A 25,639-nucleotide genomic window follows, 5' to 3' on the forward strand; every position below is an offset into this window, starting at 1 on the left:
AACGACCTGTCCAGGCCTACCGCTGTTGACCTGGTCTTATTGAGATCAGGCGGCAGTCAGACCGCAGTCCGGACAATCGTCGGCCATGGCCTTCGAAGCGACTGCGGGCCGGCGCAGGAAGTCCGTGGCCACCTTCGCGGCCACCTGGTCGCCGGCGGCCAGGTCGTGGATCGCGTCCACCTTCTCAGCGACCCAGCCCCGCCCGGCTCCACGAGCTCGTCGTAGCGCTGCCGGGTCACACTCCCGACCATCCTGGTCATGCGGACACCACCCCACGAGCCCCCGGGGGACGACACCCGGCCCGCGCCGTCAACTCGCCCTGGAAACCCTCCGCTTCGCACGCTCCGACCGCCTCGCCCCCGGCGGGAAGAGCGTACGGACCCGGCGTCCGAAGCGGCCCCACGGTCCGGCGGCGTGCGGGCTCACCCCTCGACTTCGCCGACGGCATCAACAGATCACCGCACCCCCGGCACAACCTCGGCCCGCCCTCGTCGGCCGCAATGGCGACCAACCGCAGCCGGGGCACCTTGTCACCGCCCATGCTCTTCACCGTACGAAGCGGGGAGGGGCTCCGCGAGCCCCACCCCTGAGTTCCTGCTGCGCCGCGACGTGACCTGCCCGAACAATCTTCAATGATCTGGACCGACGCCTCCCTGGAGACAACCGGTTCACCACGCCGTCACATAGGCCCTAGACCGCCTGCAGGACGAAGAACAGGAAGCACAGGAAGCGCGGCTCGGCCGCGATGACCTCGGGGAACAGCTCGCGGGCGGCGGGATCCGGATCCGGCTCGCTGATGACCGTTATCCGGAAACCGGCCCCGCTGAATGCCTCGATCATCGCGTGCAGCGGCCTGTGCCATCTGCTCACCAGAGCGGTGTGGCCGCCGACGGTCCACTCCACGGTCCACTTGGTGGTGTCGAAGTAGTTGCACTCGCCCTCACGACCGGCCTCGCCATGTATGAGGTTGACGGCAAAGGGATGGTCGACAGACGCGATCAGCCGACCGCCGGGCCTGAGTACGCGTCGCAGCTCGGCCAGCGCCGGCCCCCAGTCCTCCAGGTAGTGCAGCACCAGGGACGCCACCACATCGTCGAACGAGTCATCAGCGTAAGGAAGCCGACTGCCCAGGTCCGCCACCTGCAGATCCGCACCGTCGCCGAGCCGCTGCCGAGCCAGCTCCAGCATCCCGGCACTCGTGTCGAAGCCACTCACAACGGCGCCACGGTCGCGCAGCCCGGCAAACAGGGCCCCCGAGCCGCAGCCCGCGTCGAGGATCCGACGACCGGCCACGTCTCCAGCGAGGGCCAGCATCGCGGGTCGCTCGTAGTAGGCATTGACCAGGTTGGTTTCGTTTGCGGCCGTGTACGCCTCGGCGAACCCGTTGTAGTCGTTGGTTTTCGACGGATCCACACTCGCTGAGGACGGCGAGACCAGCCTCGTGGAAATCGCGTGCTCTTGGCGCTCGCTTGAGATCACGGTGCGGGAGACGTGCGCTGCACCAGTTCGGTTCCGGACCGCTCCCGATCGCCCTCACCTCCTTGCCAGCCCTCTATCCACTCTCGTGCCTCTTCCACGGAGTCAGCCCTGCGCACGTGCCAACGCTGGATCTCTGGGTCCTGGAACGCTTCCGTCACGTCCTCGGCATCGGTGATCCGCCAAGGACGCAGTAACACACCGCTCCCGATCGGCAGCGTCGGCTGATCCGAAGCGGCAAAGGCACCGACAGGTATCGCTGGAGCAACCAAGGAAGGCATGGTCAGCATTGTTCAAGGCCGTTGTCCCTTCCGAGTCAGGACCGCTGCTTCAGATAACACTCTCTCTCCGACTTCCGAACCCAACAACGCCCTGTGAGACGGAAGGAAGGTGTCGTGAGGCGGGACAGGTAGATAAAGAACAAGCTCAGCGGTAGCCGATCGCGTCGGCGGGCTTGCCGACGGTCGGCGGCCAGGGCGGCCGCGGTCCGTTCACGCTCCAGCGCGTCGTGCCATGTCCCCTCCGTCACGCCGAAGTTCTCCGGCGTGATCTCCGAACGCGTCCCTCCCGGTGTCAGGGCCACGGCCGGCCGACGCGCCCCCCGCCACGGCCACATCACCGGCGATGACCGCGTACCGCTCGTCCTCGACAGCGCGCCCCCAGAGGCCCGCGTCCGAGGACAGTGCCTCATGCCGAACGCCCGCCCCGAGTCCCCGCGCCGCCGCGACGACCCGGTCGGCGGGCAGTCCCGTGCCGTTCCACACCCCCTCGACCAGTACCAGCCTCCCGCCGGGCCGCAGCAGCCCCGACCAGCGGCGTACCGTCTCCTCGGGCTCCGGCAGCAGCCACAGCACATGCCGGGCCAGCACCACGTCGAACCGCCGCTCCCCCACCGGCGGTCGTCCGGCGTCCCCGACCACCACCGCGGCCCCGCTCCCGGCCAGCTTGGCCCGTGCGAGCCGCGCCATCCGCGGCGACCGGTCGATCCCCACCACCCGGTGGCCCCGCTCGGCGGCGAGCAGGGCGAGACTTCCCGTACCGCACCCGAGGTCGAGCACCCGCCCCGGCGCGGCGGGCAGCCACGCGCTCATCCTGGCGGCCCAGGCCGCGCGCACGGCAGGGTCGCGGAGCCCGTGATCGGGCTCCTGGTCGAAGGTGTCGGCGGCGGTGTCCCAGTCGGTGGCGGTCATGCTCCGATGGTGTCACCCGCCACTGACAACGCCCTGGTTGTCAGTGGCGGGTGACGGGAGGGGATGGGCCGGTCGGCGCCGGCCCCCTGTGGCCTCATTCCGGGATGGTGTCGCCCACCAGCGCCAGGTTCTGGATCGCCGCCAGTCCGAAGAGGGCCGTCTCGTTGCTGTTGACCCGCAGGTTCTCCCAGCCCGGTTCGAGCACGTCCGGGCCCTCGATGCGGTGTTTCTCCCAGGACATCTCCGAGGTGTACGCGTCGCTGTCGAAGAACTTCTGCCAGGCCCGCGCCGCCAGCGCCGGGTCTCCCGACTGGGCCGCCGCGTAGGCGTCCTGGCGGGAGTGGCCCTGGAAGAGGAGCAGGCTGCCGAAGTCGGTGCCGTACCGTTCGCGCTGTTCGGCCTTGGTGGCGTTGAAGTAGCGGCAGTAGTCGAGCCAGGCCGCCTTGAACTCCGGCAGGTCGATCAGGCCGATCAGTTCCGCGCACATCTCGACCAGGCCGAACATCGCGGAGAGGTGGGAGACGTCCACCTTGGGCTGGGCGGCGACCGCGAACCGGCCCGTGTCGAGGTCGTACAGCCCCGAGCCCTGGACGAAGCCGTTGGGCTGGGCGGCGATCGTCGCCATCGTGGAGCGCAGCCGCGCCTCCGCCTTCGCCGCCTGCGGGCCGCGCCGCTCCCACTCGGTGAGCCACCCGGCGGCGAGCCCGCTCCAGTCGGTGCCGAAGCCGATGGACAGGGCGTTGCGGTCCGGTTCGTACGGCTCGGTGCGGATCTTCCGGATGGGGTCGAGGACGAGGAACGTCTCGTCGGAGTCGACCTGCGCGCGCATCAGGTCGCCGACGCGTTCGTCCGCCGTGAGGTAGTAGTACGGGCGGCGGTAGACGGCGGTGGAGATGCGCTGCTGCTTGGCGCTGTCCGCGTAGTGCTGCACCCCGTGCCGGGTGCCGAGCCCCGCCCACTCGCCGAGGTGGTAGACGTCGACCTCGCCGGTGTGCCGGGTCAGCGCCTCCGCGAAGCGGAAGATGTCGGCGCGGCCGGAGCGGAGATAGGCGAACCAGAGCCAGAGGTCGGGCGAGAGTTCGGAGTTGTCCCAGGCGTAGCCGCCGACGTCGTACCGCCACTGGTGGCGGTCCTCGTCGTAGGTGTGCATGAAGTCGCCGTAGTCCCAGAAGCCGTACCAGCGGCGCTGCTCGACCTGTTCCCGGTAGTACGTGAAGAGGAAGTCGAGCTGGTCCTCTATCTTCGCCTTGGCGGGGACGGAGCGGTCCACCGGGGCGAAGAGTCCGCCGAAGACCCCCGCCCGCGCCAGGTCCTCGGGGCCGGCGGCCAGTTGGGGCGGGGTACGGACGGCCTGGGCCTGGGCGACGAGGCGGTCGGCGGTGGGGGTGGCCGCGTTGGCCCAGAACATCAGCTCGCTGGTGCGGGCGATGCCGTAGGGGGTGCCGAATCCGGGCTCGTAGTCCTCGTAGGTGATGTTGAGGCCCTCCAACTGCTCGGGGAAGGTCTCCTGGCCCATGCCGTCGTGGTAGAAGCGCAGGTCCATGGGGCGGGCCTCGGGCGACCAGAGCCAGAGGGTCACCTCGGCCTTGTCGCCCGCCGCGCCCCGGATGTCGAGCTGCGCGGGGTGTTTCTGCCAGAAGTCCCGCAGCCCGAAGGAGAGTCCGCCGCTCACCCCGCCGACGTAGCCGAAGCCTGAGGCGCGGCGCCCGCCGCCCGCGGTGATCCAGCCGTGGCCCGGGGTGGTGCGCTTGCGGAGGGTGAAGCCGTCGGCGGAGAGCTGGGAGAGGGTGTAGTCGCCCCACTCGGGGATATAGCCGAGCCGGGTGGTGACCCGCTGGTCCCAGGTGGCCGGGTCGGCCAGCTTCTCGCCCCTGACCTGCGCGGACCGTACGGCGGCGCCGGGGTCGCGGCGCAGCCCCGTGATGCCCTGGACGGCCTCGGTCAGGAACCCCTTGCCCTCGCCCGCGATCCGGATGTGGCGGTCGTACGCGGCGTCGCGCATCGGTACGGAGAAGCGCACCCCGAGGCCCCGGATGAAGTCGCCCTGGGTGCTCCCCGGGGTCTGCTCGCCGTCGTAGGTGATGGTGTGGACCATACGGAAGGAGTCGGCACCGGCGTAGAAGTAGAGACGGACGCTGAACGGCAGCCAACTCCGGCTCCCTCTGCGGTGCTTGCCGTCGATCCGGACCACCGCCCTTACCGGTCCCGTCTGTTCGACCTTCGCGCTGCCGATCTCCCCGTCGAAACGCTCCCATTGGGCCCGGCCGGTGTCGGTGGTCTCCGCGTCGCCCAGCTCCCCCTGGCGGAGCAGGACCAGCCGGCCGTCGGTCGCGATCGACCTGCCGTCCCGGGTCAGCGACTCGACAAGTTGGTCGCCGTCCCGGCGGATGACGGCCCGGACGACGCCGGTGTCGACGGTGATGGCGCGGCGGGTCTCGGTGACGGTGACCTTACGGGCGGGGGCGGCGGGCCGCCCCGCGGCGAGGGTGAGGCGGTCGGCGCGGGCGACCGCGCCGGAGCCGTCGGTCCCGACCGCGTGCGCGGTCCACTTGAGGGAGCCGTCGGGCCAGTAGGCGGTGGGCCAGCTCTGTACGGGGACGGCCGCGCCGTCCCCGGTGGTCAGCGCGAACGCCGTACCGGCCCGGTGGGCGCCGCGCGGCCAGGGCACGCCGAAGGTGGAGCCGGGGGCCGCGCCGGGGTTCTCGCCCTCCAGCCAGCGGACGGTGACGGGGGCACCCGGCACGGCGGCGCCTGCGGCGCCTGCCGGGTCGGCGGCCTGGGCCGGGCCCGCGCCGAGGGCCCAGCCGGCCTGGGTGGCGGCGCCCGCGACGGCGGCGGCCTTCAGCACGGACCTGCGGGGAATCGGTGACATCGGCAGTCCTTCCCAGGGGTTCTTCGCATGGACGTAGTTCTTACGTGGTTTCTTACGTGGTTTCTTACGTGGGTTCTTACGTGCGCATGACAGGCGGACAGGGGCACATGGCGGCCAGGCGGACGGACCGGCGGACCGGCGGACCGGCGGACCGGCGGACCGGCATACCGGCGTACGGGCGGCAGGTGCGGCGGGGTTCCGTTCCGGGCCGGCGGTCCCGTACGTACGGGTACGGCGCGGCCCGCGCCTCACTCCGTACGGCGCCGACGCGCCCCGCGCCCCCCGCTCCCCCGGCGCTCCACCGCCAGCGCGGCGGCCATCACCACCCCGAGCGCGGGCGCCGCCAGCGGTACGGCGAGCCACGCCGAGACGGGCACCACGGCGCATCCGCAGACCAGCAGCAGCGAACCGGCCGGGTCCCGGAGGGTGGTCTTCGCCCCGGTACGGAGCAGGGCCCGCCAGGAGGCCCCGGGCACCCAGCGGGCGGCGGCGCGCAGCCCGGCGACGGAGACGGCGAGGAAGGCGAGGACCCCGACGGTGCCCGCGAAGGCGCCCCCGGGGAGTCCGGCCCGTACCACCGTCAGGTCCGCCCAGAGCAGCCAGAGCGCCGCCCATCCGGCCGCCCCGACCAGCCAGCCGCGCCGGGCGGCGGCCCGCAGGTCCGCCGTGAACTCCCGCCAGGTGGCGGCCTCGTGGCCGAGCACCCGGCGCAGATGGCGGGCGCCGGCGGCGAAAGCGGCGGGGTAGGTGAGCAGCGGCAGCGAGGCGAGCGCGATCCAGACACCGGTGAGCAGCGCCTCGGTGAAGAGTGCGAAGACGGCGGAGGCCCGGTGGGGGGCGGAATCCGGCCGGGCGGTACGGCGCCGGGCGGTACCGCGCCGCGCGGCCCGGGCGCGGAGGCGGAACAGGGGCGCCGGGGACGCGGCCGGGGGCGGGGCGGGGGGCATGGCCGGGTCAGCCCTTCAGTCCGGAGGTCGCCATGCCGTCGATCAGATGGCGCTGGAAGGCGAGGAAGAAGAGCAGCACCGGCAGCAGGGCGATCAGCGACATGGCGATCATGCCGCCGTAGTTGGCCACCCCGTCCTGGTCGACGAACATCTTCAGGCCGAGCGAGACGGTGTACTTGTCGGGCTCGTTGAGGTAGATCAGCGGGCCCATGAAGTCGTTCCAGGCGTTGATGAAGGTGAAGATCGCGCTGGTGATCAGCGCGGGCCGGCAGAGCGGCAGCACGATCGACCAGTAGATCCGCCCGTGCCCGCACCCGTCCAGCCGCGCCGCCTCGTCCAGCTCCCTCGGCAGGTTCCGCATGAACTGCATCATCAGGAAGACGAAGAAGGCGTCGGTGGCCAGATACTTGCCGAGCAGCAACGGCGTGTAGGTGTTGATCAGTTCGAGCTTCTGGAAGAGCACGTACTGCGGGATGAGCAGGACGTGGTACGGGAGCAGCAGCGTCCCGATCATCAGGGTGAAGAGCAGATTGCGGCCCGCGAACCGGATCCGGGCGAAGGCGTAGGCGGCGAGCGAGCAGGAGATCAGCACCCCGGCCACCGAACCCAGGCCCAGGAGCGTGGAGTTGACGAAGAAGGTGGAGATCGGGATGTCCGCGATGCCGTTGGCGAGGCGGGTGTAGTTCTCGGTGACCGGGGTCAGCGGGAAGAGGTCGAGGCTGCCCACGATCGCGTTGTTCGGCTTGAACGAGCCGCCGATCACCCAGAACACCGGGTAGAGGACGACCAGGAGCACGGCGAGCGACCCGGCGTGCCAGGCGGCCGAGCCCGCGGTGCGGCGGCGGAGGGCCGCGCGCGCCGCCGTGGCCGGGGCGGGCGCCGGTTCCGTACGTACCGCGCTCATCGGCTCGCCTCCTCGTAGTGCACCCAGCGCCGCTGGGACCAGAACAGCACCGCGGTGACCAGGCCGACCGCGAGCAGCAGCATCCAGGCCATGGCGGAGGCCATCCCCATCCGGCTGTTCTCGAAGCCCTGGATGTAGAGGTAACAGGTGTAGACGAGGGTGCCGTCGGCCGGTCCGCAGGTGCCGCCGGCGCCGCCCAGGATGTAGGCGGAGCCGAAGATCTGGAACGAGTGGATGGTCTCCAGCAGCACATTGAAGAAGAGGACCGGGGAGATCATCGGCAGGGTGATGCTCCAGAACCGGCGCGCCGCCCCGGCCCCGTCGACCTCGGCGGCCTCGTAGAGCGAGACCGGGACCTGCTTCAGCCCGGCGAGGAAGATCACCATGGGCGCGCCGAACTGCCAGACCGTGAGCGCCACCAGGCTGTAGACGATCAGGTCGGGGTTGCCCGCCCAGCCGCCCGCCGAGAAGCCGAGGGCGCGCTGCGCGCGGTCGATCAGGGCGTCGTCCGAGAAGATCGCCTTCCAGACGATGGCGATGGAGACACTGGCGCCGACCAGCGAAGGGGCGTAGAACGCGGCCCGGTAGAAACCCTGTCCCCGGCGGCTCTGGGCGAGCAGCAGCGCCACGCCGAGCGCCGCCGCGAGTTTGAGCGGGGTGCCGATCACGACGTACCAGAGCGTCAGCGAGACCGAGTGGCGCCAGCGGTCGTCGGCGAACATCTCGGTGAAGTTGCCGAGGCCGATCCAGCGGGGGGCGTCGAAGAGGTTGTAGTCGGTGAAGGCGAAGTAGAGCGAGGCGACCATCGGCCCCGCGGTGAGGATCAGGAACCCCGCGATCCAGGGCGACATGAAGAGCAGGCCGGCCAGGTTCTCCCGGCGGCCCCGCCGTCCGGCGGCGGGGGGTCCGGGGCGGTGCCGGCCGGCCCGCGGTGCGGCCGCCGAGGCGCGGGGCCCGGCCGCGGTGGGCGCCCCGCTCGCCACCGTGGTTCCCATCAGGAGCCGAGCGCCGTCTTCGACTCGGTGAAGAACTGCTTCACCGCGCTGTCCACCGGCCGCTTGCCCAGGCCGATCTCCTCGGCGATCCGGAGGAACGCCGCCTCGGCGACGTCCGCGCCGGCCGGGTGCGGGGTGATCGGCTCCAGCACTCCGCTGCTGACCAGTCGCTCCTCGTACGCGGCGATCTGCTGGTTGACCTCGTCGGTGGGTTTGAAGGCCTCGTACTGGGCGGTGGTGGCGGGGACGCCCCGGTCGTACCCCATGATCCGGCCGACCTCGGGGTCGTGCGCCATGAAGCTGATGAACTGCGCGACCTCCTGGGGGTGTTGGGTACGGCGGGAGGCGCTGAGCATCAGCGAGCCGAGGTACTGGCCGGTCTTCTTGCCGTCGGTGGTCGGGATGGGGGCGAGGCCGTACTCGCTCGTCCCCTCCGAGGTGTAGCGGACGGTGAAGTTGTCCCAGGTGAACTCGCCGGCGGCGAGTTCGGCGGCCAGCGCGGACTTGGGCCTGACCTGGGCGACCTTGCTCGCCTCCGCGTAGATACCGGACTTGACCCCGGCCTCCGCCTTCGTCCACCAGTCGGTGAGGTCGGCCTCGGTGAAGCCGAGCCCGTCGGCGGTGAAGAACGCCTTGCCGTGCTGGCGGAGGTAGAGGTCGTAGAGGTACATGACGCCGTACATCCCGCTGTCCCCGGCCACCCCCTGGGTGTCCCGGATCTTCCGCATCGCGGCGTCGAACTCGTCCCAGGTCCAGCCGGGCCGGGGGGTGATGCCGGCCTTCCGGTACACCTTCTCGTCGATGACCAGCGCCATGGAGTTGGAGCCGACCGGGACGCCCAGCAACTTGCCGTCCACCTCGCCGAAGGTGGCGAGTCCGGCCCGGAAGCCGTCCATGTCGAGGTGGCCGGCGCCGACCTGCTGCTTGAGGTCGAGCAGCACGTTGTTCTTGGCGTACTTGCGCAGGAAGGTGATCGAGTTCTGGAAGACATCGGGCGGATTGCCCCCGGACGCCTGGGTGTTGAACTTCTTCCAGAAGTCCTGGTAGGGCTGGAAGTCGGTCTTGATCTTGATCTTCGGGTACTTCGCCTCGAAGAGCTTGATCGTCTTGTTGATCCGCTGCGCGCGGTCGTCCGCGCCCCACCAGGCGTACCGGAGGGTGACCTCGCCGCCGCCCGATCCGCTGCCGGAACCGCAGCCGGCCGCGGTGAGGCCGAGCGCGGCCAGCGAGCCGCCCGCGATCTTGAGCAGGCCGCGTCTGTCGACGCTCCCCGACGGAGACATAGCTCGCCCCTCACATGGAATTGAATCGTTTTAGGTAAGCGCTTGCCGCTAGAAATTAAGGACCTCGGGCTGATTCGTCAATGGTTCCGACGACATCTGTTGAAGCGCTTTCTTTCTTCCGTCAGACCCATTGACGGACCCGGAAACGCCGTCCTAGCTTCATCCGCGTCGTACTCCGTACGTCATATATGAGACGCGAGATGACAGGTGAGCGCGCCCATGGCCTTCGCCCCCGCCCCGATCCCCTCCCGCACCCAGTACGTCCAGGACGCCATCAAGCACGCCATCCTCACCGGTGGTCTCCCTCCTGGCCAGGCCCTGGTGGAGACCGAACTCGCCGCGCGGTTCGGGGTGTCGAAGACCCCGGTGCGCGAGGCGCTCAAGACGCTGGCCGGCACCGGTCTGGTGGTCATGAGCCAGTACAAGGGCGCCACCGTACGGACCGTCGACGCCGCGATGGCCCACGAGGTCTATGACGTACGGCTGTTGCTGGAGCCGGCGGCGCTGCGCCGCTCGCTCGCCCGGGGCGCCTCCCTGGAGCCCGCGCGGGCGGCGCTGCACCGCGCCGACCGGGCCACGGACCGGGGCGAACGCTCCCTGGCCAACCGGGAGTTCCACCGCTCGCTCTATCTGCCGTGCGGCAATCCGCTGCTGGCCAGGATGCTCGACGACGTACGGGACCAGGCGGCCCTGGTGTCGGCGGTGGCCTGGGCGGCCGTCCCGTCCTGGGAGCGGGAGGCGGGCGAGCACCGGGAGATCCTGCGGCTCGCCCTCGCCGGTGACCCCGAGGGCGCGGCCGGCGCGCTCCACGACCACATCGCCTCATTCCTGCACCGGGCCTTCCCCGAAGGAGAGACCGCGCATGACCAGCCCTGATCTCACGGCGGCACGGGACGCGCTCGCCGATGTCGTGGCGATCCCCGTGACCCCGTTCACCGCCGAGGACACCCTCGACACGGCGGCCCACCGCGCGCTGCTGCGCAGGCTGCTCGACGGCGGCGTACGCACCCTCACGCCGAACGGCAACACCGGTGAGTACTACGCGCTCACCGCCGAAGAGCGGCGCGCCGTCACGGAGTTGACCGTCGAGGAGGCCGGGGACGAGGCCACGGTCCTGGTCGGGGTCGGCCTCGACGTGGGGACCGCCGTGGCGGCGGCGGTCCACGCCCGGGCGGCCGGCGCCCAGATGGTGATGGTCCACCAGCCGGTGCACCCCTATGTCTCGCAGGGCGGCTGGCTCGACTACCACCGGGCGATCGCCGAGGCCGTACCGGAGCTGGGCGTCGTACCGTACGTACGGAACCCGGCCCTGAAGGGCGGCACACTGCGGGCGCTCGGCGAGGCGTGCCCGAATGTCATCGGCGCGAAGTACGCCGTGCCGGACGCCGCGCACTTCGCCGCCTTCGCCCGTGACGCGGGTCTGGAGCGCTTCGTGTGGGTGGCGGGGCTCGCCGAGCTCTACGCGCCCTCGTACTTCGCGGGCGGCGCGACCGGCTTCACCTCCGGGCTGGTCAATGTCGCCCCGGCGGTCTCGCTCGCCATGCTGGAGGCGCTGCGCGCCGGGGACCACGCGGCGGCGATGAAGGTCTGGGAGCAGATCAGGCCCTTCGAGGAGCTGCGGGCGGTGCGCCAGTCCGCCGACAACGTGGCGGTGGTGAAGGAGGCGCTGGCCGCGCTGGGGCTCTGCCGCCGCGCCCTCCGCCCACCGAGCCGGGAGCTGCCGGAGGAGCGCCGCGCGGCCGTCGCCGGGCTGGTGGCGGGGTGGGCGGTATGACCGGGGACCAGGGGCATATACGCCCCGAGGAGGCACGCCCGGATGCCGTACGCCCCGGGCCGGCGCCCGCCGGAGCCGTACGCCCCGAGGAGTTGCGCAGTCACCAGTGGTACGGGACCGACGGGCTCCGCTCCTTCAGCCACCGGGCCAGGACCCGCCAGCTCGGCTACCTCCCCGAGGAGCACCTCGGCAAGCCGGTGATCGCGGTCCTCAACACCTGGTCCGACATCAACCCCTGCCATGTCCATCTCCGCGACCGCGCCCAGGCGGTGAAGCGCGGGGTGTGGCAGGCGGGCGGCTTCCCGCTGGAGTTCCCCGTCTCGACGCTCTCCGAGACGTTCCAGAAGCCGACCCCGATGCTCTACCGGAACATGCTGGCGATGGAGGCCGAAGAGCTGCTCCGTTCGTACCCGGTGGACGGCGCGGTGCTCCTCGGCGGCTGCGACAAGACGACGCCCGCGCTGCTGATGGGCGCCGCGAGCGTGGACCTGCCGGCCGTCTTCGTCCCGGCAGGTCCGATGCTGCCGGGGCACTGGCGGAACGAGGTGCTCGGCTCCGGCACCGACATGTGGAAGTACTGGGACGACAAGCGGGCCGGGCTGATCGGCGACGCCGAACTCTCCGAGCTGGAGAACGGGCTGGCCCGCTCCCCCGGCACCTGTATGACCATGGGCACCGCCTCCACGCTCACCGCCGCCGCCGAGGCGCTGGGGGTGACGGTGCCGGGCGCCTCCTCGATCCCGGCGGTGGACGCCGGGCACGACCGGATGGCCGCCGCTTCGGGGCGCCGGATCGTGGAGCTGGTCCGGAGCGGGGCGCGGCTATCGCGGGTGCTGACGCGGGAGGCGTACGAGGACGCCGTCACCACCGTGCTGGCGCTGGGCGGCTCCACCAACGCCGTCATCCATCTGATCGCGATGGCGGGCCGCTCGGGGATCCGGCTCACCCTGGACGACTTCGACCGGATCGCCAGGACCGTGCCGGTCCTCGCCGATGTCCGCCCCGGCGGCCGGTTCCTGATGGAGGACTTCCACTTCGCGGGCGGGCTCCCCGGCTTCCTCTCCCGCCTCACCGACGTCCTCCATCTCGACCGCCCCACCGTCGCCCATGCCACCCTGCGCGAGCAGCTCGCCGGGGCGCTGGTCCACAACCCGGAGGTCATCCGCCCGCGCGAGAACCCGCTCGCCGACGAGGGCGGGGTGGCGGTGCTGCGCGGCAACCTCTGCCCGGACGGCGCGGTCATCAAGCACATCGCCGCCGAGCCGCACCTCCTCCGCCACACCGGCCCGGCCGTCGTCTTCGACGACTACCGGACGATGCAGCGCACCATCAACGACCCGGCGCTCGCCATCACCCCGGACCATGTGCTGGTGCTGCGCAACTCCGGCCCCAAGGGCGGCCCGGGGATGCCGGAGTACGGGATGCTGCCGATCCCCGACTACCTCCTCAAGGAGGGCGTACGGGACATGGTGCGGCTCTCCGACGCCCGGATGAGCGGCACGAGTTACGGCGCCTGTGTGCTGCACATCGCGCCCGAGTCGTATGTGGGCGGTCCGCTCGCCCTGGTCCGCACCGGCGACTCCATCACCCTGGACGTCGCCGCCCGCTCCCTCCATCTCCATGTGAGCGAAGAGGAGTTGGCGCTGCGCAGGGCCGAGTGGACGGAGCCGGAGCCGCGTTACGAGCGCGGGTACGGCGCCCTCTACGACGAGCAGATCACCCAGGCCGACACCGGCTGCGACTTCGCCTTCCTGGCCAGGCCGGGCGAGGTGCCCGACCCGTACGTCGGCTGACGTACGGACGGCCGCCCGGGCCTGCGCCCACCGGCCGGTACGCCGGCTCTCACCCACCGAACGGAGAAGCACGTCATGGCCTCTGCTGTGACGCGGGACCCCGGGGCCCCGCCCCGGCCGGCCCGCGGGACCCGCACGCCGGGGCGCGGTACCGGGACGGCGCCGCGCAGCCTGCCGTATCTGCTGATCGCCCCCGCCGGGCTGCTGATGCTGGGGTTCATCGCCTATCCGATGCTCAGCGTCTTCTACTACAGCCTCCAGAACTACAACCCCACCAAGCCCTGGCGGAACGGCTTCGCGGGCCTCGACAACTTCCGGCGGATCCTCACCGACGACCCGCTGTTCTGGGACAGCCTGCTCTTCAGCGCCAAGTGGGTGGTCACCGAGGTCACCCTCCAGCTCGCCTTCGGTCTGGTGCTGGCGCTCCTCGTCAACCAGACCTTCCTGGGCCGGGCGCTCGCCCGCTCCCTGGTCTTCTCGCCCTGGGCGGTCTCCGGGGTCCTCACCACCACCATCTGGCTGCTCCTCTACAACCCCTCGACGGGCGTGGGGCGTTACCTGGCGGACGCCGGGATCGGGGAGTACGGCTCCTCCGTGCTCTCGGACACCGGCACCGTCTTCTGGGCCGCCGTGCTCGCCGAACTCTGGCGCGGCGTACCGTTCTTCGCCATCCTCATCCTCGCCGACCTCCAGTCCATCCCGGGCGATCTCTACGAGGCGGCCTCGGTCGACGGCGCCCACCGCTTCCAGCAGTTCCTCCACATCACCCTGCCGCATCTGAGGGACGCGATCATCCTCTCCACCCTGCTCAGGGCGGTGTGGGAGTTCAACAACGTCGACCTGCTGCTCACCCTCACCAAGGGCGGCCCCGCCGGTGTCACCACCACCCTGCCGCTCTATGTCGCGGTGACCGGGTTCGAGGCACACGACTTCGGTTACGCCACCGCGCTGACCACCGTCGCCTTCGTGATCCTCCTCTTCTGCTCGATCCTCTATCTGCGCCTGAGCAAGTTCGGAGGCGACCACAAGTGACCACCGCCATCGCCGAGAGCGAGCAGCAGGGGCTGAGCGCCCGGGACCCGGGCGGCGGCGGCCCCGTACCCCCGCCCACCCGGCGGCGACGGCGCGGGCGCCGCTTCGACGAGGTGCCCCGCTGGCAGATCCATCTGCCGCTCGGCCTCTATCTCCTCTTCACGCTCGTGCCGTTCTACTGGATGGTGCTCTTCTCGCTGCGCCCGGCAGGGTCCACCTCGCTGGTGCCGTGGCCGGCCACCGGCGAGCACTTCGCGAAGGTGTGGAACGAGCGGAGCTTCTCCGTCTTCTTCCAGAACAGCGCGCTGATCGGGGTGTTCACCCTGCTCTGTACGACGCTCGTCGCGCTGGCCGGCGGATACGCCCTGGCCCGCTTCGACTTCAGGCTCAAGCAGGGTTTCATGCTGGCGCTGCTCTGCTCGCAGTTCATCCCGGGCGCGCTGATGCTGGTGCCGCTCTTCCAGATCTTCAAGAACCTCCAGCTCATCAACTCCCCGGTGAGCGTGGTCATCGCGGAGACCGTCTTCCAGCTCCCGCTCTCCATCATCCTGCTCAGCGGCTTCGTGAAGAACGTGCCGTACTCGCTGGAGGAGGCGGCGTGGGTCGACGGCTGCTCACGGTTCCAGGCGTTCCGTATCGTCGTGCTGCCGATGCTGCGCCCCGGGCTGATCGCCGTCGGCTCCTTCGCCTTCGTCCACAGCTGGAACCACTTCCTCTTCGCGCTGATGTTCCTGATGGAGCAGGACCGGCAGACGATCCCGGTGGGCCTCTCCACCCTGATCGGCTCGGACAGTGTGGACTTCGGGGCGCTGGCGGCCGGCGGTGTGATCTCCGCGGTGCCGGTGGTCATCGTCTTCGCGTTCATCCAGAAGTGGCTGATCAGCGGCTTCAGCGCCGGGGCGGTGAAGGGATGACGCCGTCCGCCACCGGCACCGCACCGCCCGTCCAGGGCCCGCTGCCCGTCGTGCTCGCCGGGGCGCGCGGTCATGGCCGTACGCACCTGGTCAACATCGGCAGGCTCGAACAGGCCGGGCTGGTACGGCTGGTGGGCGTCTGCGAGCTGTCCCCGCTGACCCCGGAGGAGCTGGCCGGCTTCGGCGCTGTCGAGCAGTCCGCGGACTTCGGCGCGCTCCTGGAGCGTACGGGCGCCCGGATCGCCGTGCTGTGCACCCCGATCCACACCCACACCGAACTCGCCCTGACCGCCGCCGATCACGGGGTGCACACCCTGCTGGAGAAGCCGACCACACCGTCGTACGCGGAGTACGAGCGGCTCCTCGCCGGGCTCGCCGCCCGGGGCACCGTCTGCCAGGTCGGCTTCCAGTCGCTGGGCTCGGCCGCCGTCGACGCCATCGGCGCGCTGGTCGCCGAGGGCGCGATCGGCGCGGTGACCGGGATCGGCGCGGCCGGGGCGTGGGTACGGGACGACGCGTACTACCGCCGGGTGCCCTGGGCCGGGCGCCGCTCGCTGGACGGGCGGGACGTGGTGGACGGGGTGCTCACCAACCCGCTGGCCCACGCGGTGGCGACCGCGCTCCGCCTCGACGGCAGCGAACGGGCCGAGGACATCGCGGAGATCGAACTGGAACAGTTCCGGGCCAACGACATCGAGGCCGACGACACGAGCTGCCTGCGGGTACGGACCGCGCGCGGCACCCGGATCACGGTGGCGGTCACCCTCTGCGCGGAGCGCGCCGGGGAGCCGTATGTGGTGGTCCACGGCGAGCGCGGCAGGATCACCTTCTGGTACAAGCAGGACCGGGTACGGGTGGAACGCACCGGGGGCGACGGGGCGGCCCCCGAGGGCGGCGGAGCCCCGGCCGACTCCGCGCACGGGCGCACCGACCTGCTGGAGAACCTGGTCGGACATCTCCGCGACGGTACGGATCTCCTCGTCCCCGCCGTCCGCACCGGCGCCTTCACCCGGATCGTCGAGGCGATCAGGACCGGCCCGCTCCCCGCCCCGCTCCCCGCCGGAGCCTGGTACTCCGCCCCGGGCGAGCGGGCGCAGCGCCGGGTCGTCCGGGGCATCGACGCGCTGGTCGCGGCGAGCGCGGAGACCCTCGCCACCTTCTCCGAACTGGGCGCGGACTGGGCCGTGCCGCCGACGCAACCGACACAGCCGACGCAGCCGATGCAGCCGACGAAGGAAGACCCCCGATGAGCGAGCCACGGCTCTCCGGAGCCCCCGCGGTCACCACCCTGCGCTGCGACGCCCGCCCGGTCGCCGGCTACCACCATGTGCCCCCGCCGCTGCCCGGGGCCCTCGCGCCCCGCCCGTACCTCCACCCCGTACGGACCTTCGGCGGTGTGACCGTCACCGAGGTGCTTCCACCGGACCACACCCACCACCTCGGGGTGTCGGTCGCCGTGCCCGATGTGTCGGGGGTCAACTTCTGGGGCGGCCGTACGTACGTGCGCGACCAGGGACCCGTGGCGCTCGACAACCACGGCGCGCAGGAACACACCGGCTGGCTGCTGCGCGACCCGGACGGCTGTGTGCAGGAGCTCTCGTGGGTACGGGAGGGCCGCGAACTCCTCAAGGAGCGGCGGACGATCAGTGTGCTGGCCCTCAACTCAAGGGCCTGGGCCCTCGACTTCACCTCGGCACTGACCAATGTGTCGGGCGGGGGACTCTCGTTCGGCAGCCCGGCCACCAACGGGCGCCCCGGGGCGGGGTACGGCGGCTTCTTCTGGCGGGCCCCCAAGGAGGAGGCGGGCCGGTCCGAGGTCTTCACCGAGGAGGCGAGCGGCGAGGACGCGGTGCACGGGACCACGGCGCCCTGGCTGGCGCTGGCCGGCCGGCGGTGGACGCTGGTCTTCGCCGGGGCCAACGAGGAGACCCGGCGCGACCCGTGGTTCGTCCGCACCGGCGGCTACCCGGGGGTGGGCTCGGCGCTGGCCTGGGCGCGGCGGCTGCCGCTGGCCGCCGGGGCGAGCCTGGCGCGGCGGGTGGTCACGGTGGTCGCGGACGGACGTCTCGCGCGGCCGGACGCGGCGGCCCTGGCCCGTCAGGCGGTGGCGGCATGAGCCGGCCGTGGACCGCCGACCTCGGCGACGGCAGGTACCGCAACCCGGTGCTGAACGCCGACTGGTCCGACCCGGACGCGATCCGGGTCGGCGACGACTACTACCTGACCGCCTCCAGCTTCGGCCGGGTGCCCGGGCTGCCGCTGCTGCACTCCAGGGATCTCGTCAACTGGTCCCTGGTGGGGCATGCGTTGGAGCGGCTGGACCCGGCGGAGGAGTTCGCCGTACCGCAGCCGGGGCGCGGGGTGTGGGCGCCCGCGCTGCGCCACCACGACGGCCGGTTCTGGATCTTCTGGGGCGACCCCGACCGCGGTGTCTGTCAGGTCAACTCCCCCTCGATCGAGGGCCCATGGACAACCCCCCATCTCCTCAAGGCGGGCCGGGGGCTGATCGACGCCTGCCCGCTGTGGGACGAGGAGAGCGGCGAGGCGTATCTGGTGCACGCCTGGGCCAAGTCCCGGTCGGGGGTGAAGAACCGGCTGACCGGGCACCGGATGTCCCCGGACGGAAGGGAGTTGCTGGACGCCGGGCGGACCGTGGTGGACGGGGACCTGCTCCCCGGCTGGTTCACCCTGGAGGGCCCCAAGCTCTACCGGCGGGACGGCTGGTACTGGATCCTCGCCCCGGCCGGGAGCGTCGCCACGGGGTGGCAAGGGGCCTTCCGGGCACGGGAGTTCTTCGGCCCTTACGAGGAGAGGGTGGTGCTGGCGCAGGGGCGTACGGAGGTCAACGGGCCGCATCAGGGCGCCTGGGTGACGGGGGCGGCGGGAGACGAGTGGTTCCTGCACTTCCAGGACCGGGGCGCGTACGGCCGGGTCGTCCACCTCCAGCCGCTGCGCCGGGACGAGGCGGGGTGGCCGGTGGTGGGGGCCGGGGGCGAGCCCGTCACCGTACACCCGAAACCGGCCCTGCCCGCGCATGTCGCACCGCCGGAGGTACGGGCGCCCGCCACCGACGACGACTTCCCCGGCGGCGGTTTCGGGCCGCAGTGGCAGTGGGCGGCGAACCCGGTGCCGGGGCAGGCGCTCCCCGGTGACGGCGACGGGCTGCGACTGGCCTGCCGGCGGACCCCGGACGCCCATGACCTGCGGCTGCTGCCGGGCGCGCTGGTGCAGCGGCTGCCCGCCGAGTCTTTCACCGTCACGGTCGAACTCGCCCTGGAGGGGTGTGGGCCGGGCGATGAGACGGGCGTCGGGCCGGGCGAGGGAGCGGGGGGTCACGAGGGCGACGGAACGGGCGCCAAGGCGGGGCTCGCCGTGCTCGGGGACACGTTCACCTGGATCGGCCTGGAGCGCGGTGCGGACGGCACGGTCGCGCTGGTGCACCGCTTCATGGAGGTCGGCGGCAGCCATGAACGGGACGCGGCGCCCCCGCGCCCGGCCCCGGACGGGCGCGCCGCCCTGCGCTTCGAGGTCACCCCGGGCGCCCGGTGCTGGTTCGCCGCCGACACGGGCGACGGCTTCCGCGCCTCGGGGCAGCCCTACGCGGCGGCGCCGTGGGGGTGGTGCGGGGCGCAGGTGGCCCTGTTCGCCACGGCGCCGCCGAGGGGTGGGGCGGGTGCCGGAACCGGGGACGGGACCCCGGAGGGGCCGGCGGGCGCGGCGGGGACGGCGGGGACGGCCGTCTTCACCACGTTCCGCGCCACGGATCTCCCACCCCGGCCCGCCCCTCCGGCCCCCGCCCCACCGGCCTGACCCGCACGACCGGCCCGCACCGTCACCGACGTACGCCGTGAGGAGAGAGCCGCATATGACGGACCGTCAGAAACAACGCCGCACGCACCATCACGCACACCGCCGCACGCGCTTCCGCACCGGGGTCGCCGTCTCCGCGTCCGCCCTGCTCGCCCTGGTCGCGGGCGCCGCCACCGCCCCCGCCGTCGCCGCAGGGGCCCCCGCAGACACCGCCACCAGTGCCATCACGGCCACCACCGCTGTCACGGAGGCCACCGGCGGCCGGGGCGGCCACGTCGTCACCGTCCGTACGGCGGCGGAGCTGGCCCGGTACGCGGGCGCGGCCGAGCCGTACATCATCCGGGTCGCCGGGCCGATCGAGGGGGCGCCGCCCGGCACGGAGACCGTCGTGGCCTCGGACAAGACGGTCATCGGGGTCGGGACGGCCGGCGAGATCGCCCACGGGGCGCTGCGGCTCCGGCCCGGCACCCGGAACGTGGTCCTCCAGAATCTCACCCTCGGCGGGGGGATCCGGCTGGACGCCACCGTCCGGCAGGTCCGGATCGACCACAACCGGCTTCCCCGTACCGACGAACGCCCCCTCCGCACCGCCCCCGCCGACGCCCAACTCACTCTCACCGACAACGACTTCAGCATCGGAGCCACCCCCGGCACGCGAACCGGAACCGGCCCCGGAGCCACCCACGGCACCACACCCCGGCCCGCCGAGAACACCGGCCCGCAAGCCTCCCTCGGCACGAACACCGTGCTCGACGTCCCCCGCGACTACCCCACCGTGCAGTCCGCCGTGGACGCCGTCCCGGCCGGCAACGACGGCCGGATCACCCTCGCCATCGCCCCCGGCACCTACCGGGAGCAGGTCCGGGTGGTCGCGACCAAGCCGCTGCTGGAGTTCCGGGGCACCGGGGGCGACCGTACGCGCACGGTGATCGTCTATGACACCCCCAACGAGTACGGCGGTTCCAACGGCAGCGCCACCGTCCTCATCGCCGCGAACGATGTCACGGCCCGCGATCTGACCTTCGTCAACGACTTCGACGAGGAGGCCCACGCCGATCTGGCCAACAAGCAGGCGCTGGCGATGAAGACGACCGGCGACCGGATCGTCTTCGAGAACACCGGCTTCCTCGGCAACCAGGACACGCTGATGACGGACAGCCCCCAACTGACCCGTATCAGCCGGGTGTTCATCCGCGACAGCTATATCGAGGGCGATGTCGACTTCATCTACGGGCGCGCCACCACCGTCATCGAGCGCTCCCTGATCCGGGCGCTGAGCCGGGGCTCGGACACCAACAACGGCTATGTGACCGCCGCTTCGACCTGGAAGGACAACCCGTACGGCATCCTGATCACCGGCAGCAGGATCGTCAGCGACGCCCCGGCCGGCACCTTCCACCTGGGCCGGCCCTGGCACCCGGGCGGGGAGCCGGACGCGATCGGGCAGGTGCTGATCCGGGAGACCGAGCTGCCCGCCGCGGTCAAGTCGGCGCCGTGGACGGACATGAGCGGCTTCCCGTGGCGGGAGGCGCGCTTCGCGGAGTACCGCACCTACGGTCCCGGCGCTGCCGTCACCCCGGACCGCCCGCAGATGTCCGACGCGGACGCCGCCCGCCACCGGGTCGCCGACTATCTCGCGGGACAGGACGGCTGGGCCCCGCACACCGCACGCCCCACCCACTGACGAGAGAGAAGAGCCTGACATGAGAAGAATCCCCCCGCCCCCGGGCGGCCGAGGACGCGCCTCCGCCGCCGTCGCCCTGACCGCCGTCCTCGCCCTCACGGCGACGGCGTGCGGAGACGACGGCAGCGGCAGCGCGGGCGACGAGGGCTCCGGCAAGGGCGAGATCACCCTCTGGGACAACAACACCGGTGAGCGCAGGGACATCTGGGCTCAGATCATCAAGGACTTCGAGAGCCAGAACCCCGACATCAAGGTCAAGTACGTCGGGATCCCCATCGACCAGGTCCAGGCGAAGTACGACACGGCGATCGACGGCGGCGGGCTGCCGGATGTCGGCGGGGTGGGCACCGCGTACCTCTCCAACCTGGTGGTCCGGGACGTCCTGGACCGGGTCGACCAGCGCATCGACGACGGCCCGCTCAAGGGCAGGCTCGTCCCCGCCATGGTGGACAGCGTGAAGGCGGCCGGCGGCCGGGAGGGCATGTACTCCGTGCCGACCTCCAGCAACAACGGCACCCTCTGGTACCGCACCGATCTCTTCGACGCCGCCGGGCTCCAACCGCCCACCACCTGGAAGGAGTTCTACGCGGCGGCGGAGGAGCTGACCGACGCGGGCAAGAACCGCTTCGGCTATACGATCCGGGGCGGCGCCGGGTCGATCGCCCCGGCGATGGACGCGATGTACGGGCAGTCCGGCATCACATCGTTCTGGAACGGCGACAAGACGACGGTCAACGACCCCAGGAACGTGGCCGCGCTGGAGAAGTACGTCGCCCTGTACAAGAAGGTGACGCCCTCCGCCGACGTCAACAACGACTTCGTCAAGATGGTCGCGCAGTGGGACAACGGCGAGATCGGCATGCTGACCCACAACCTCGCCTCGTACCAGGACCATGTGAAGGCGCTCGGCCAGGAGAAGTTCAAGGGACTCCCCTACCCGACGCAAGAAGACGGCACGCGCGTCCAGGTCTCCAACCCGGTGGACGGGCTCGGACTCTTCAAGAACAGCAGGAACAAGGCAGCCGCGTGGAAGTTCATCGAGTTCGCGGCCTCCCACAAGTCCAACAGCGCGTGGAACGCGTCGGCCGGCTCCATCCCGGCCAACACCGACGCCGCCGCCGACGCCTGGGTCAAGGAGGCCGTGCCGACGGCCGAGGCGATGAAGGCGCTCAGCGACGGCTCGACCACGATCGTCAACCTGCCGTACTACCTGCCCGACTGGAACACCATCAGCAAGGCCGGCAACGAGCCGAACTTCCAGAAGGTGCTGCTGGGCGACATGACCCCGAAGGCGTTCGCGGACAAGGTCGCCCAGGAGCTGAACGACGCCCAGGCGGAGTGGAAGCAGCAGAACAAGAGCTGAGCCGGTCGAACCGGTCGAACGGTACGGCGGCGGGCGCGCCCCGCGCCCGGCGGTTGCCCCCGTCGCCGTACGCCTCCCTCCCCCTCTCCCGCGCAGCACGTCCGCACGGGATCCCCCGCACGGATCTCCCCCACGGCACGTCCGCGACGAACAGGAAGCGAGGCACCACCGTCATGCCGATATCCCGGAGACAGGCGGCAGCCGCCCTCTCCGCCCTCCCGCTCACCGCCGCGCTCGCCCCCTCGGCGGCCGGCGCCACCCCGGCCCCGCACTCCCCTCACGGCAGCACGCGCACGGTGTATGTCGCCGGCGACTCCACGGCCGCCGACAAGTACCGGGGCGCCGCCCCCGAGAGCGGCTGGGGCACCGCCCTCCCCTTCTTCCTCGGACCGCACCTCACCGTCGTCAACCACGCGGTGAACGGCCGGAGTTCGAAGAGCTTCCTGGACGAGGGGCGGCTCACCCCGGTCCTCGCCGCGCTCCGCCCCGGAGATCTCCTTCTCGTCCAGTTCGGGCACAACGACGAGAAGGCCGAGGACCCCACGCGGTACACCGAGCCGTGGAGCACCTACCAGGAGTACCTGAGCAGATACGTGGCGGGCGCGGCGGCGGCCGGGGCGCGCCCCGTGCTGCTCACCTCGGTGGAGCGCCGCCGGTTCGACGCGGCGGGCAACGCCGTCGCCACGCACGGCGATTACCCGGCCGCCGTCCGCGCGCTGGCCGCCCGGGAGCGCGTACCGCTGCTGGACCTCCAGGCTTCGACGCTGGCGCTCTGGCAGCGCCTCGGCGCCGAGGAGACGAAGAGGTACTTCAACTGGCTCGCCCCCGGCGAGTCCCCCGACCACCCCGGTGGTGTGTCGGACAACACCCACTTCCGGCCGCGCGGCGCCATCGCCGTGGCCCGGCTGGTGGCCCGCGCGCTCCGCGCCGAGCGGGTGCTCGCACCGCGCGAGGTGCGGAGGCTCACCACGGAGATCCCCGAGTCCCGGCTCACCTGGCTCGACGAACCCGCCCTCCGCCCGGCCGACTGACAAGAACCCGGCCGACCGACGAGAAACCGACTGACGAGAAGAGGAGAAGCAGTGATGCGCGCCTTCGGACGTCACACAGAACACGTACGACAGGCACAACACGCACAACACGTGGGACAGGCACGACACGTGGGACAGGCACGGCGCGTGGGACAGGCACGGCGCGTACGGCTCGCCGCCACGGCGGTGGCCTGCGGCGCCACCCTCGCCCTCACCACTCTCGCCGCCCCCGCCCAGGCGGGCACCCCCGCCGGCCCGGGCACCGCGCCCCGCGCCGCCGAGCGCGCCGCGCTCCCCGCCGGGGACGGCTGGGGCTCCGCCACCACCGGCACCACCGGCGGCGGGGCCGCCGACGCCGAGCACACCTACACCGTCACCACCTGGGCCGAGTTCCGCGCCGCGCTGGCGAAGGCCGGAACGGCCCCGTCCATCATCCGGGTCAAGGGCACCCTGGACGCCCTCGCCGACGACCAGGGCAACGCCCGTACCTGCGAGGACCACGCCGTGCCCGGCTACTCCTTCGACCAGTACCTCGCCGACTACGACCCGACGGTCTGGGGGTACGACGAGCCGGTCAGCGGCGAGCAGGAGGACCTGCGGGCGGCCTCCGCCAAGGCGCAGGCGGCGCAGATCATGGCGTTCGTCCCGGCGAACACCACCGTGATCGGGGTGGGTCAGGACGCCCGGATCCTCGGCGGCAGCCTCCAGATCAAGAGCGTCGACAATGTCATCGTCCGCAACCTCACCTTCGAGGACGCCTACGACTGCTTCCCCCAATGGGACCCGACCGACGGGGAGTTCGGGGAGTGGAACTCCGAGTACGACAACGTGGTGGTGCACGGCTCCACCCATGTCTGGGTGGACCACAACACGTTCACCGACGGTCGCCACCCGGACAGTGAACAGCCGCGCTACTACGGCCGGTTGTACCAGCAGCACGACGGCCTGCTGGACATCGTGCGGAGCGCGAACCTGGTCACCGTCTCCTGGAACGTCTTCGCCGACCACGACAAGACCATGCTGATCGGCAACAGCGACAGCGCGGTCGCCGACCGGGGCACACTCAAGGTCACCGTCCACCACAACCTGTTCCGGGATGTCTCGGAGCGGGCGCCCCGGGTCCGCTTCGGCCAGGTGGACACGTACAACAACCACTACCTGGCCCGGAAGGCGGAGGTCTACGGCTACTCGCTCGGCATCGGCATCGAGTCCCAACTCGTCGCGGAGAAGAACGCGTTCACGCTCGCGCCCGGGGTGGACCCGGCGCGCGTCCTGAAGAAGTGGAAGGACTCGCCGGTCACCACCGCGGACAACTACGTCAACGGCCGGCCCATGGACCTCCTCGCCGTCCACAACGCGGGCGTCCCCGACGAGATCCTGCGCCCCGACGCGGGGTGGACGCCGACGCTCCGTACCACCGTCGACTCCCCCCGCGCCGTGCCGCGCGTGGTCGGCGAGGGGGCGGGCGCCGGCAAGCTGCGCTGAGCCCGCGTCATCCCCCGGGTCTGGTCCCGATGACGACCGTGGCGTGCCACTCCTCCGAGGTGGCCACGGACGGGACCAGACCGCCCGCCGCGAACGCCTCCACCGCCCCGCCGGCCTGCCGCTCCCCCGTCTCGACCAGCAGTGAGCCGCCCGGCGCCAGCCACCCGGGGGCCTCGCCCGCCACCCGGCGCACCAGGTCGAGCCCGTCCGCGCCACCGTCCAGCGCCACCCGGGCCTCATGGATCCGGGCCTCCGGGGGCAGCAGGCCGACCTCCTCGGAGGGTACGTACGGAACGTTGGCGAGCAGCAGGTCGACGCGGCCCCGTATCCCGGCGGGCAGCGGCGCGAACAGGTCGCCCTGGTAGACCCGGGCCCCGGCGGGGAGATTGCGCCGGGCGCACCGTACGGCGGCCGGGTCGAGATCGGCGGCGTACAGTTCGGCCCCCTCGGCCACCGAGGCCAGCGCCGCGCCGAGCGCCCCCGACCCGCAGCACAGGTCCACCACGACCGGCCGGGGCGGGGCGAGCGCGGCGGCCCGGTCGACCAGGAACTCGGTACGCCGCCGGGGCACGAAGACCCCCGGGTCGACGGCGACCCGCAGCCCGTGGAACGCGGCCCAGCCGAGTACATGCTCCAGCGGCAGCCCGGCGGCGCGCCGCTCGACCATGGCGGCGAGCTCGTCCGGGGTCCGCGCCCCCGCGACGAGCAGCCGGGCCTCGTCCTCGGCGAAGACACATCCGGCGGCCCGGAGCCGCGCGACCACCTCGCCGGGCAGCGGAGCGGAGGAACCAGAAGAAGCGAACACAGAAAGCCTTTCGAGTGCCGAGGGGCACTCCCGGGCGGTCGCCTATGTCCGAGGGACCGCCTGGCCGTGGGAGGGGAGCGCCCGACCTGGTACAGCGGTGATGGGTCTCGCCTCCTTCGCTCGCCGGCTGATGCGCGTACACGCGTCGGTCACCCTACCCGAGCCGCGCCCCACTGGCGCGAGGGGATTCCGGGGCCGCTCTTAGCCGGACCTTGGGCCGACCTTAATGGCGGCATAAGGATCGGCCCAGGACCGTCCCAACCAGCGATTCCGGGGTTCCG

At 71.8% G+C, this 25,639-nt stretch carries 21 protein-coding genes and 2 pseudogenes; 12 read left to right on the forward strand and 11 right to left on the reverse strand.

Annotated features, from left to right (window positions below):
- Positions 1-45: 45 nt before the first annotated feature.
- From AB0O07_RS29820 to AB0O07_RS29865, 10 genes and pseudogenes are all read right to left on the reverse strand, one after another.
- Entirely contained in the window at positions 46-180 is a 135-nt protein-coding gene (locus AB0O07_RS29820) for a DUF6192 family protein (RefSeq protein ID WP_365639004.1), read from the reverse strand.
- 510 nt (positions 181-690) lie between these two features.
- Complete coding sequence (locus tag AB0O07_RS29825) at positions 691-1,479, reverse strand: class I SAM-dependent methyltransferase (protein ID WP_365639007.1); 789 nt, start codon at positions 1,477-1,479, stop codon at positions 691-693.
- Positions 1,476-1,757 (reverse strand): GNAT family N-acetyltransferase, encoded by a 282-nt coding sequence (locus AB0O07_RS29830; protein ID WP_365639010.1) that lies wholly within the window; start codon positions 1,755-1,757, stop codon positions 1,476-1,478. Before AB0O07_RS29830 ends, AB0O07_RS29825 begins: the two co-directional genes overlap by 4 nt.
- A 212-nt stretch (positions 1,758-1,969) precedes the next feature.
- Positions 1,970-2,080: pseudogene (locus AB0O07_RS29835) on the reverse strand (short-chain dehydrogenase); the annotation flags it as partial.
- Positions 2,081-2,096: 16 nt separating this feature from the next.
- A pseudogene (locus AB0O07_RS29840) lies at positions 2,097-2,666 on the reverse strand (class I SAM-dependent methyltransferase); the annotation flags it as partial.
- A 94-nt stretch (positions 2,667-2,760) separates the two neighbouring features.
- The gene (locus tag AB0O07_RS29845; RefSeq protein WP_365639012.1) at positions 2,761-5,538 is read right to left on the reverse strand and encodes a Tat pathway signal sequence domain protein; all 2,778 of its coding nucleotides are present in this window, start codon (positions 5,536-5,538) and stop codon (positions 2,761-2,763) included.
- 248 nt (positions 5,539-5,786) lie between these two features.
- Complete coding sequence (locus tag AB0O07_RS29850) at positions 5,787-6,485, reverse strand: hypothetical protein (protein ID WP_365639014.1); 699 nt, start codon at positions 6,483-6,485, stop codon at positions 5,787-5,789.
- A gap of 7 nt (positions 6,486-6,492) precedes the next feature.
- Positions 6,493-7,389: a carbohydrate ABC transporter permease gene (locus AB0O07_RS29855; protein WP_365639016.1), complete on the reverse strand. Its 897-nt coding sequence runs from the start codon at positions 7,387-7,389 to the stop codon at positions 6,493-6,495.
- Positions 7,386-8,384, reverse strand: coding sequence for a sugar ABC transporter permease (locus AB0O07_RS29860; RefSeq protein ID WP_365639018.1), 999 nt, complete (start codon positions 8,382-8,384; stop codon positions 7,386-7,388). The genes AB0O07_RS29855 and AB0O07_RS29860 overlap by 4 nt, the downstream gene beginning before the upstream one ends.
- On the reverse strand, positions 8,384-9,667 hold the full coding sequence (locus tag AB0O07_RS29865; RefSeq protein ID WP_365639019.1) for an extracellular solute-binding protein: 1,284 nt from the start codon (positions 9,665-9,667) through the stop codon (positions 8,384-8,386). The genes AB0O07_RS29860 and AB0O07_RS29865 overlap by 1 nt, the downstream gene beginning before the upstream one ends.
- A gap of 219 nt (positions 9,668-9,886) precedes the next feature.
- Here AB0O07_RS29865 and AB0O07_RS29870 point away from each other — a divergent pair, with 219 nt between their 5' ends.
- From AB0O07_RS29870 to AB0O07_RS29925, 12 genes are all read left to right on the forward strand, one after another.
- The gene (locus AB0O07_RS29870) at positions 9,887-10,543 is read left to right on the forward strand and encodes a GntR family transcriptional regulator (protein ID WP_365639021.1); all 657 of its coding nucleotides are present in this window, start codon (positions 9,887-9,889) and stop codon (positions 10,541-10,543) included.
- On the forward strand, positions 10,530-11,441 hold the full coding sequence (locus AB0O07_RS29875; RefSeq protein WP_365639023.1) for a dihydrodipicolinate synthase family protein: 912 nt from the start codon (positions 10,530-10,532) through the stop codon (positions 11,439-11,441). Before AB0O07_RS29870 ends, AB0O07_RS29875 begins: the two co-directional genes overlap by 14 nt.
- Entirely contained in the window at positions 11,438-13,234 is a 1,797-nt protein-coding gene (araD, locus tag AB0O07_RS29880; protein WP_365639026.1) for an L-arabinonate dehydratase, read from the forward strand. Before AB0O07_RS29875 ends, araD begins: the two co-directional genes overlap by 4 nt.
- Positions 13,235-13,309: 75 nt before the next feature.
- The gene (locus AB0O07_RS29885) at positions 13,310-14,266 is read left to right on the forward strand and encodes a sugar ABC transporter permease (RefSeq protein WP_365639029.1); all 957 of its coding nucleotides are present in this window, start codon (positions 13,310-13,312) and stop codon (positions 14,264-14,266) included.
- Between the two features lie 32 nt (positions 14,267-14,298).
- Complete coding sequence (locus tag AB0O07_RS29890) at positions 14,299-15,180, forward strand: carbohydrate ABC transporter permease (RefSeq protein ID WP_365639212.1); 882 nt, start codon at positions 14,299-14,301, stop codon at positions 15,178-15,180.
- The gene (locus AB0O07_RS29895; RefSeq protein WP_365639032.1) at positions 15,177-16,430 is read left to right on the forward strand and encodes a Gfo/Idh/MocA family oxidoreductase; all 1,254 of its coding nucleotides are present in this window, start codon (positions 15,177-15,179) and stop codon (positions 16,428-16,430) included. Before AB0O07_RS29890 ends, AB0O07_RS29895 begins: the two co-directional genes overlap by 4 nt.
- Complete coding sequence (locus AB0O07_RS29900) at positions 16,427-17,296, forward strand: PmoA family protein (protein ID WP_365639035.1); 870 nt, start codon at positions 16,427-16,429, stop codon at positions 17,294-17,296. Before AB0O07_RS29895 ends, AB0O07_RS29900 begins: the two co-directional genes overlap by 4 nt.
- Positions 17,293-18,990: a family 43 glycosylhydrolase gene (locus tag AB0O07_RS29905; RefSeq protein ID WP_365639038.1), complete on the forward strand. Its 1,698-nt coding sequence runs from the start codon at positions 17,293-17,295 to the stop codon at positions 18,988-18,990. Before AB0O07_RS29900 ends, AB0O07_RS29905 begins: the two co-directional genes overlap by 4 nt.
- Before the next feature lie 55 nt (positions 18,991-19,045).
- The gene (locus AB0O07_RS29910) at positions 19,046-20,674 is read left to right on the forward strand and encodes a pectinesterase family protein (protein ID WP_365639041.1); all 1,629 of its coding nucleotides are present in this window, start codon (positions 19,046-19,048) and stop codon (positions 20,672-20,674) included.
- Positions 20,675-20,693: 19 nt separating this feature from the next.
- On the forward strand, positions 20,694-22,037 hold the full coding sequence (locus AB0O07_RS29915; RefSeq protein WP_365639044.1) for a sugar ABC transporter substrate-binding protein: 1,344 nt from the start codon (positions 20,694-20,696) through the stop codon (positions 22,035-22,037).
- A 173-nt stretch (positions 22,038-22,210) separates the two neighbouring features.
- Positions 22,211-23,068, forward strand: a complete 858-nt coding sequence (locus tag AB0O07_RS29920; RefSeq protein ID WP_365639047.1) for a rhamnogalacturonan acetylesterase — start codon at positions 22,211-22,213, stop codon at positions 23,066-23,068.
- Positions 23,069-23,215: 147 nt separating this feature from the next.
- Complete coding sequence (locus tag AB0O07_RS29925; RefSeq protein WP_365639049.1) at positions 23,216-24,553, forward strand: pectate lyase; 1,338 nt, start codon at positions 23,216-23,218, stop codon at positions 24,551-24,553.
- A gap of 7 nt (positions 24,554-24,560) precedes the next feature.
- On the opposite strand, the gene AB0O07_RS29930 is transcribed toward AB0O07_RS29925, so the two are convergent.
- Complete coding sequence (locus AB0O07_RS29930; RefSeq protein ID WP_365639051.1) at positions 24,561-25,358, reverse strand: putative protein N(5)-glutamine methyltransferase; 798 nt, start codon at positions 25,356-25,358, stop codon at positions 24,561-24,563.
- Positions 25,359-25,639 lie beyond the last annotated feature (281 nt).

Origin of the sequence: Streptomyces sp. NPDC093085 (assembly GCF_040683935.1) — a bacterium.
In the GTDB taxonomy this organism is placed as follows: domain Bacteria; phylum Actinomycetota; class Actinomycetes; order Streptomycetales; family Streptomycetaceae; genus Streptomyces.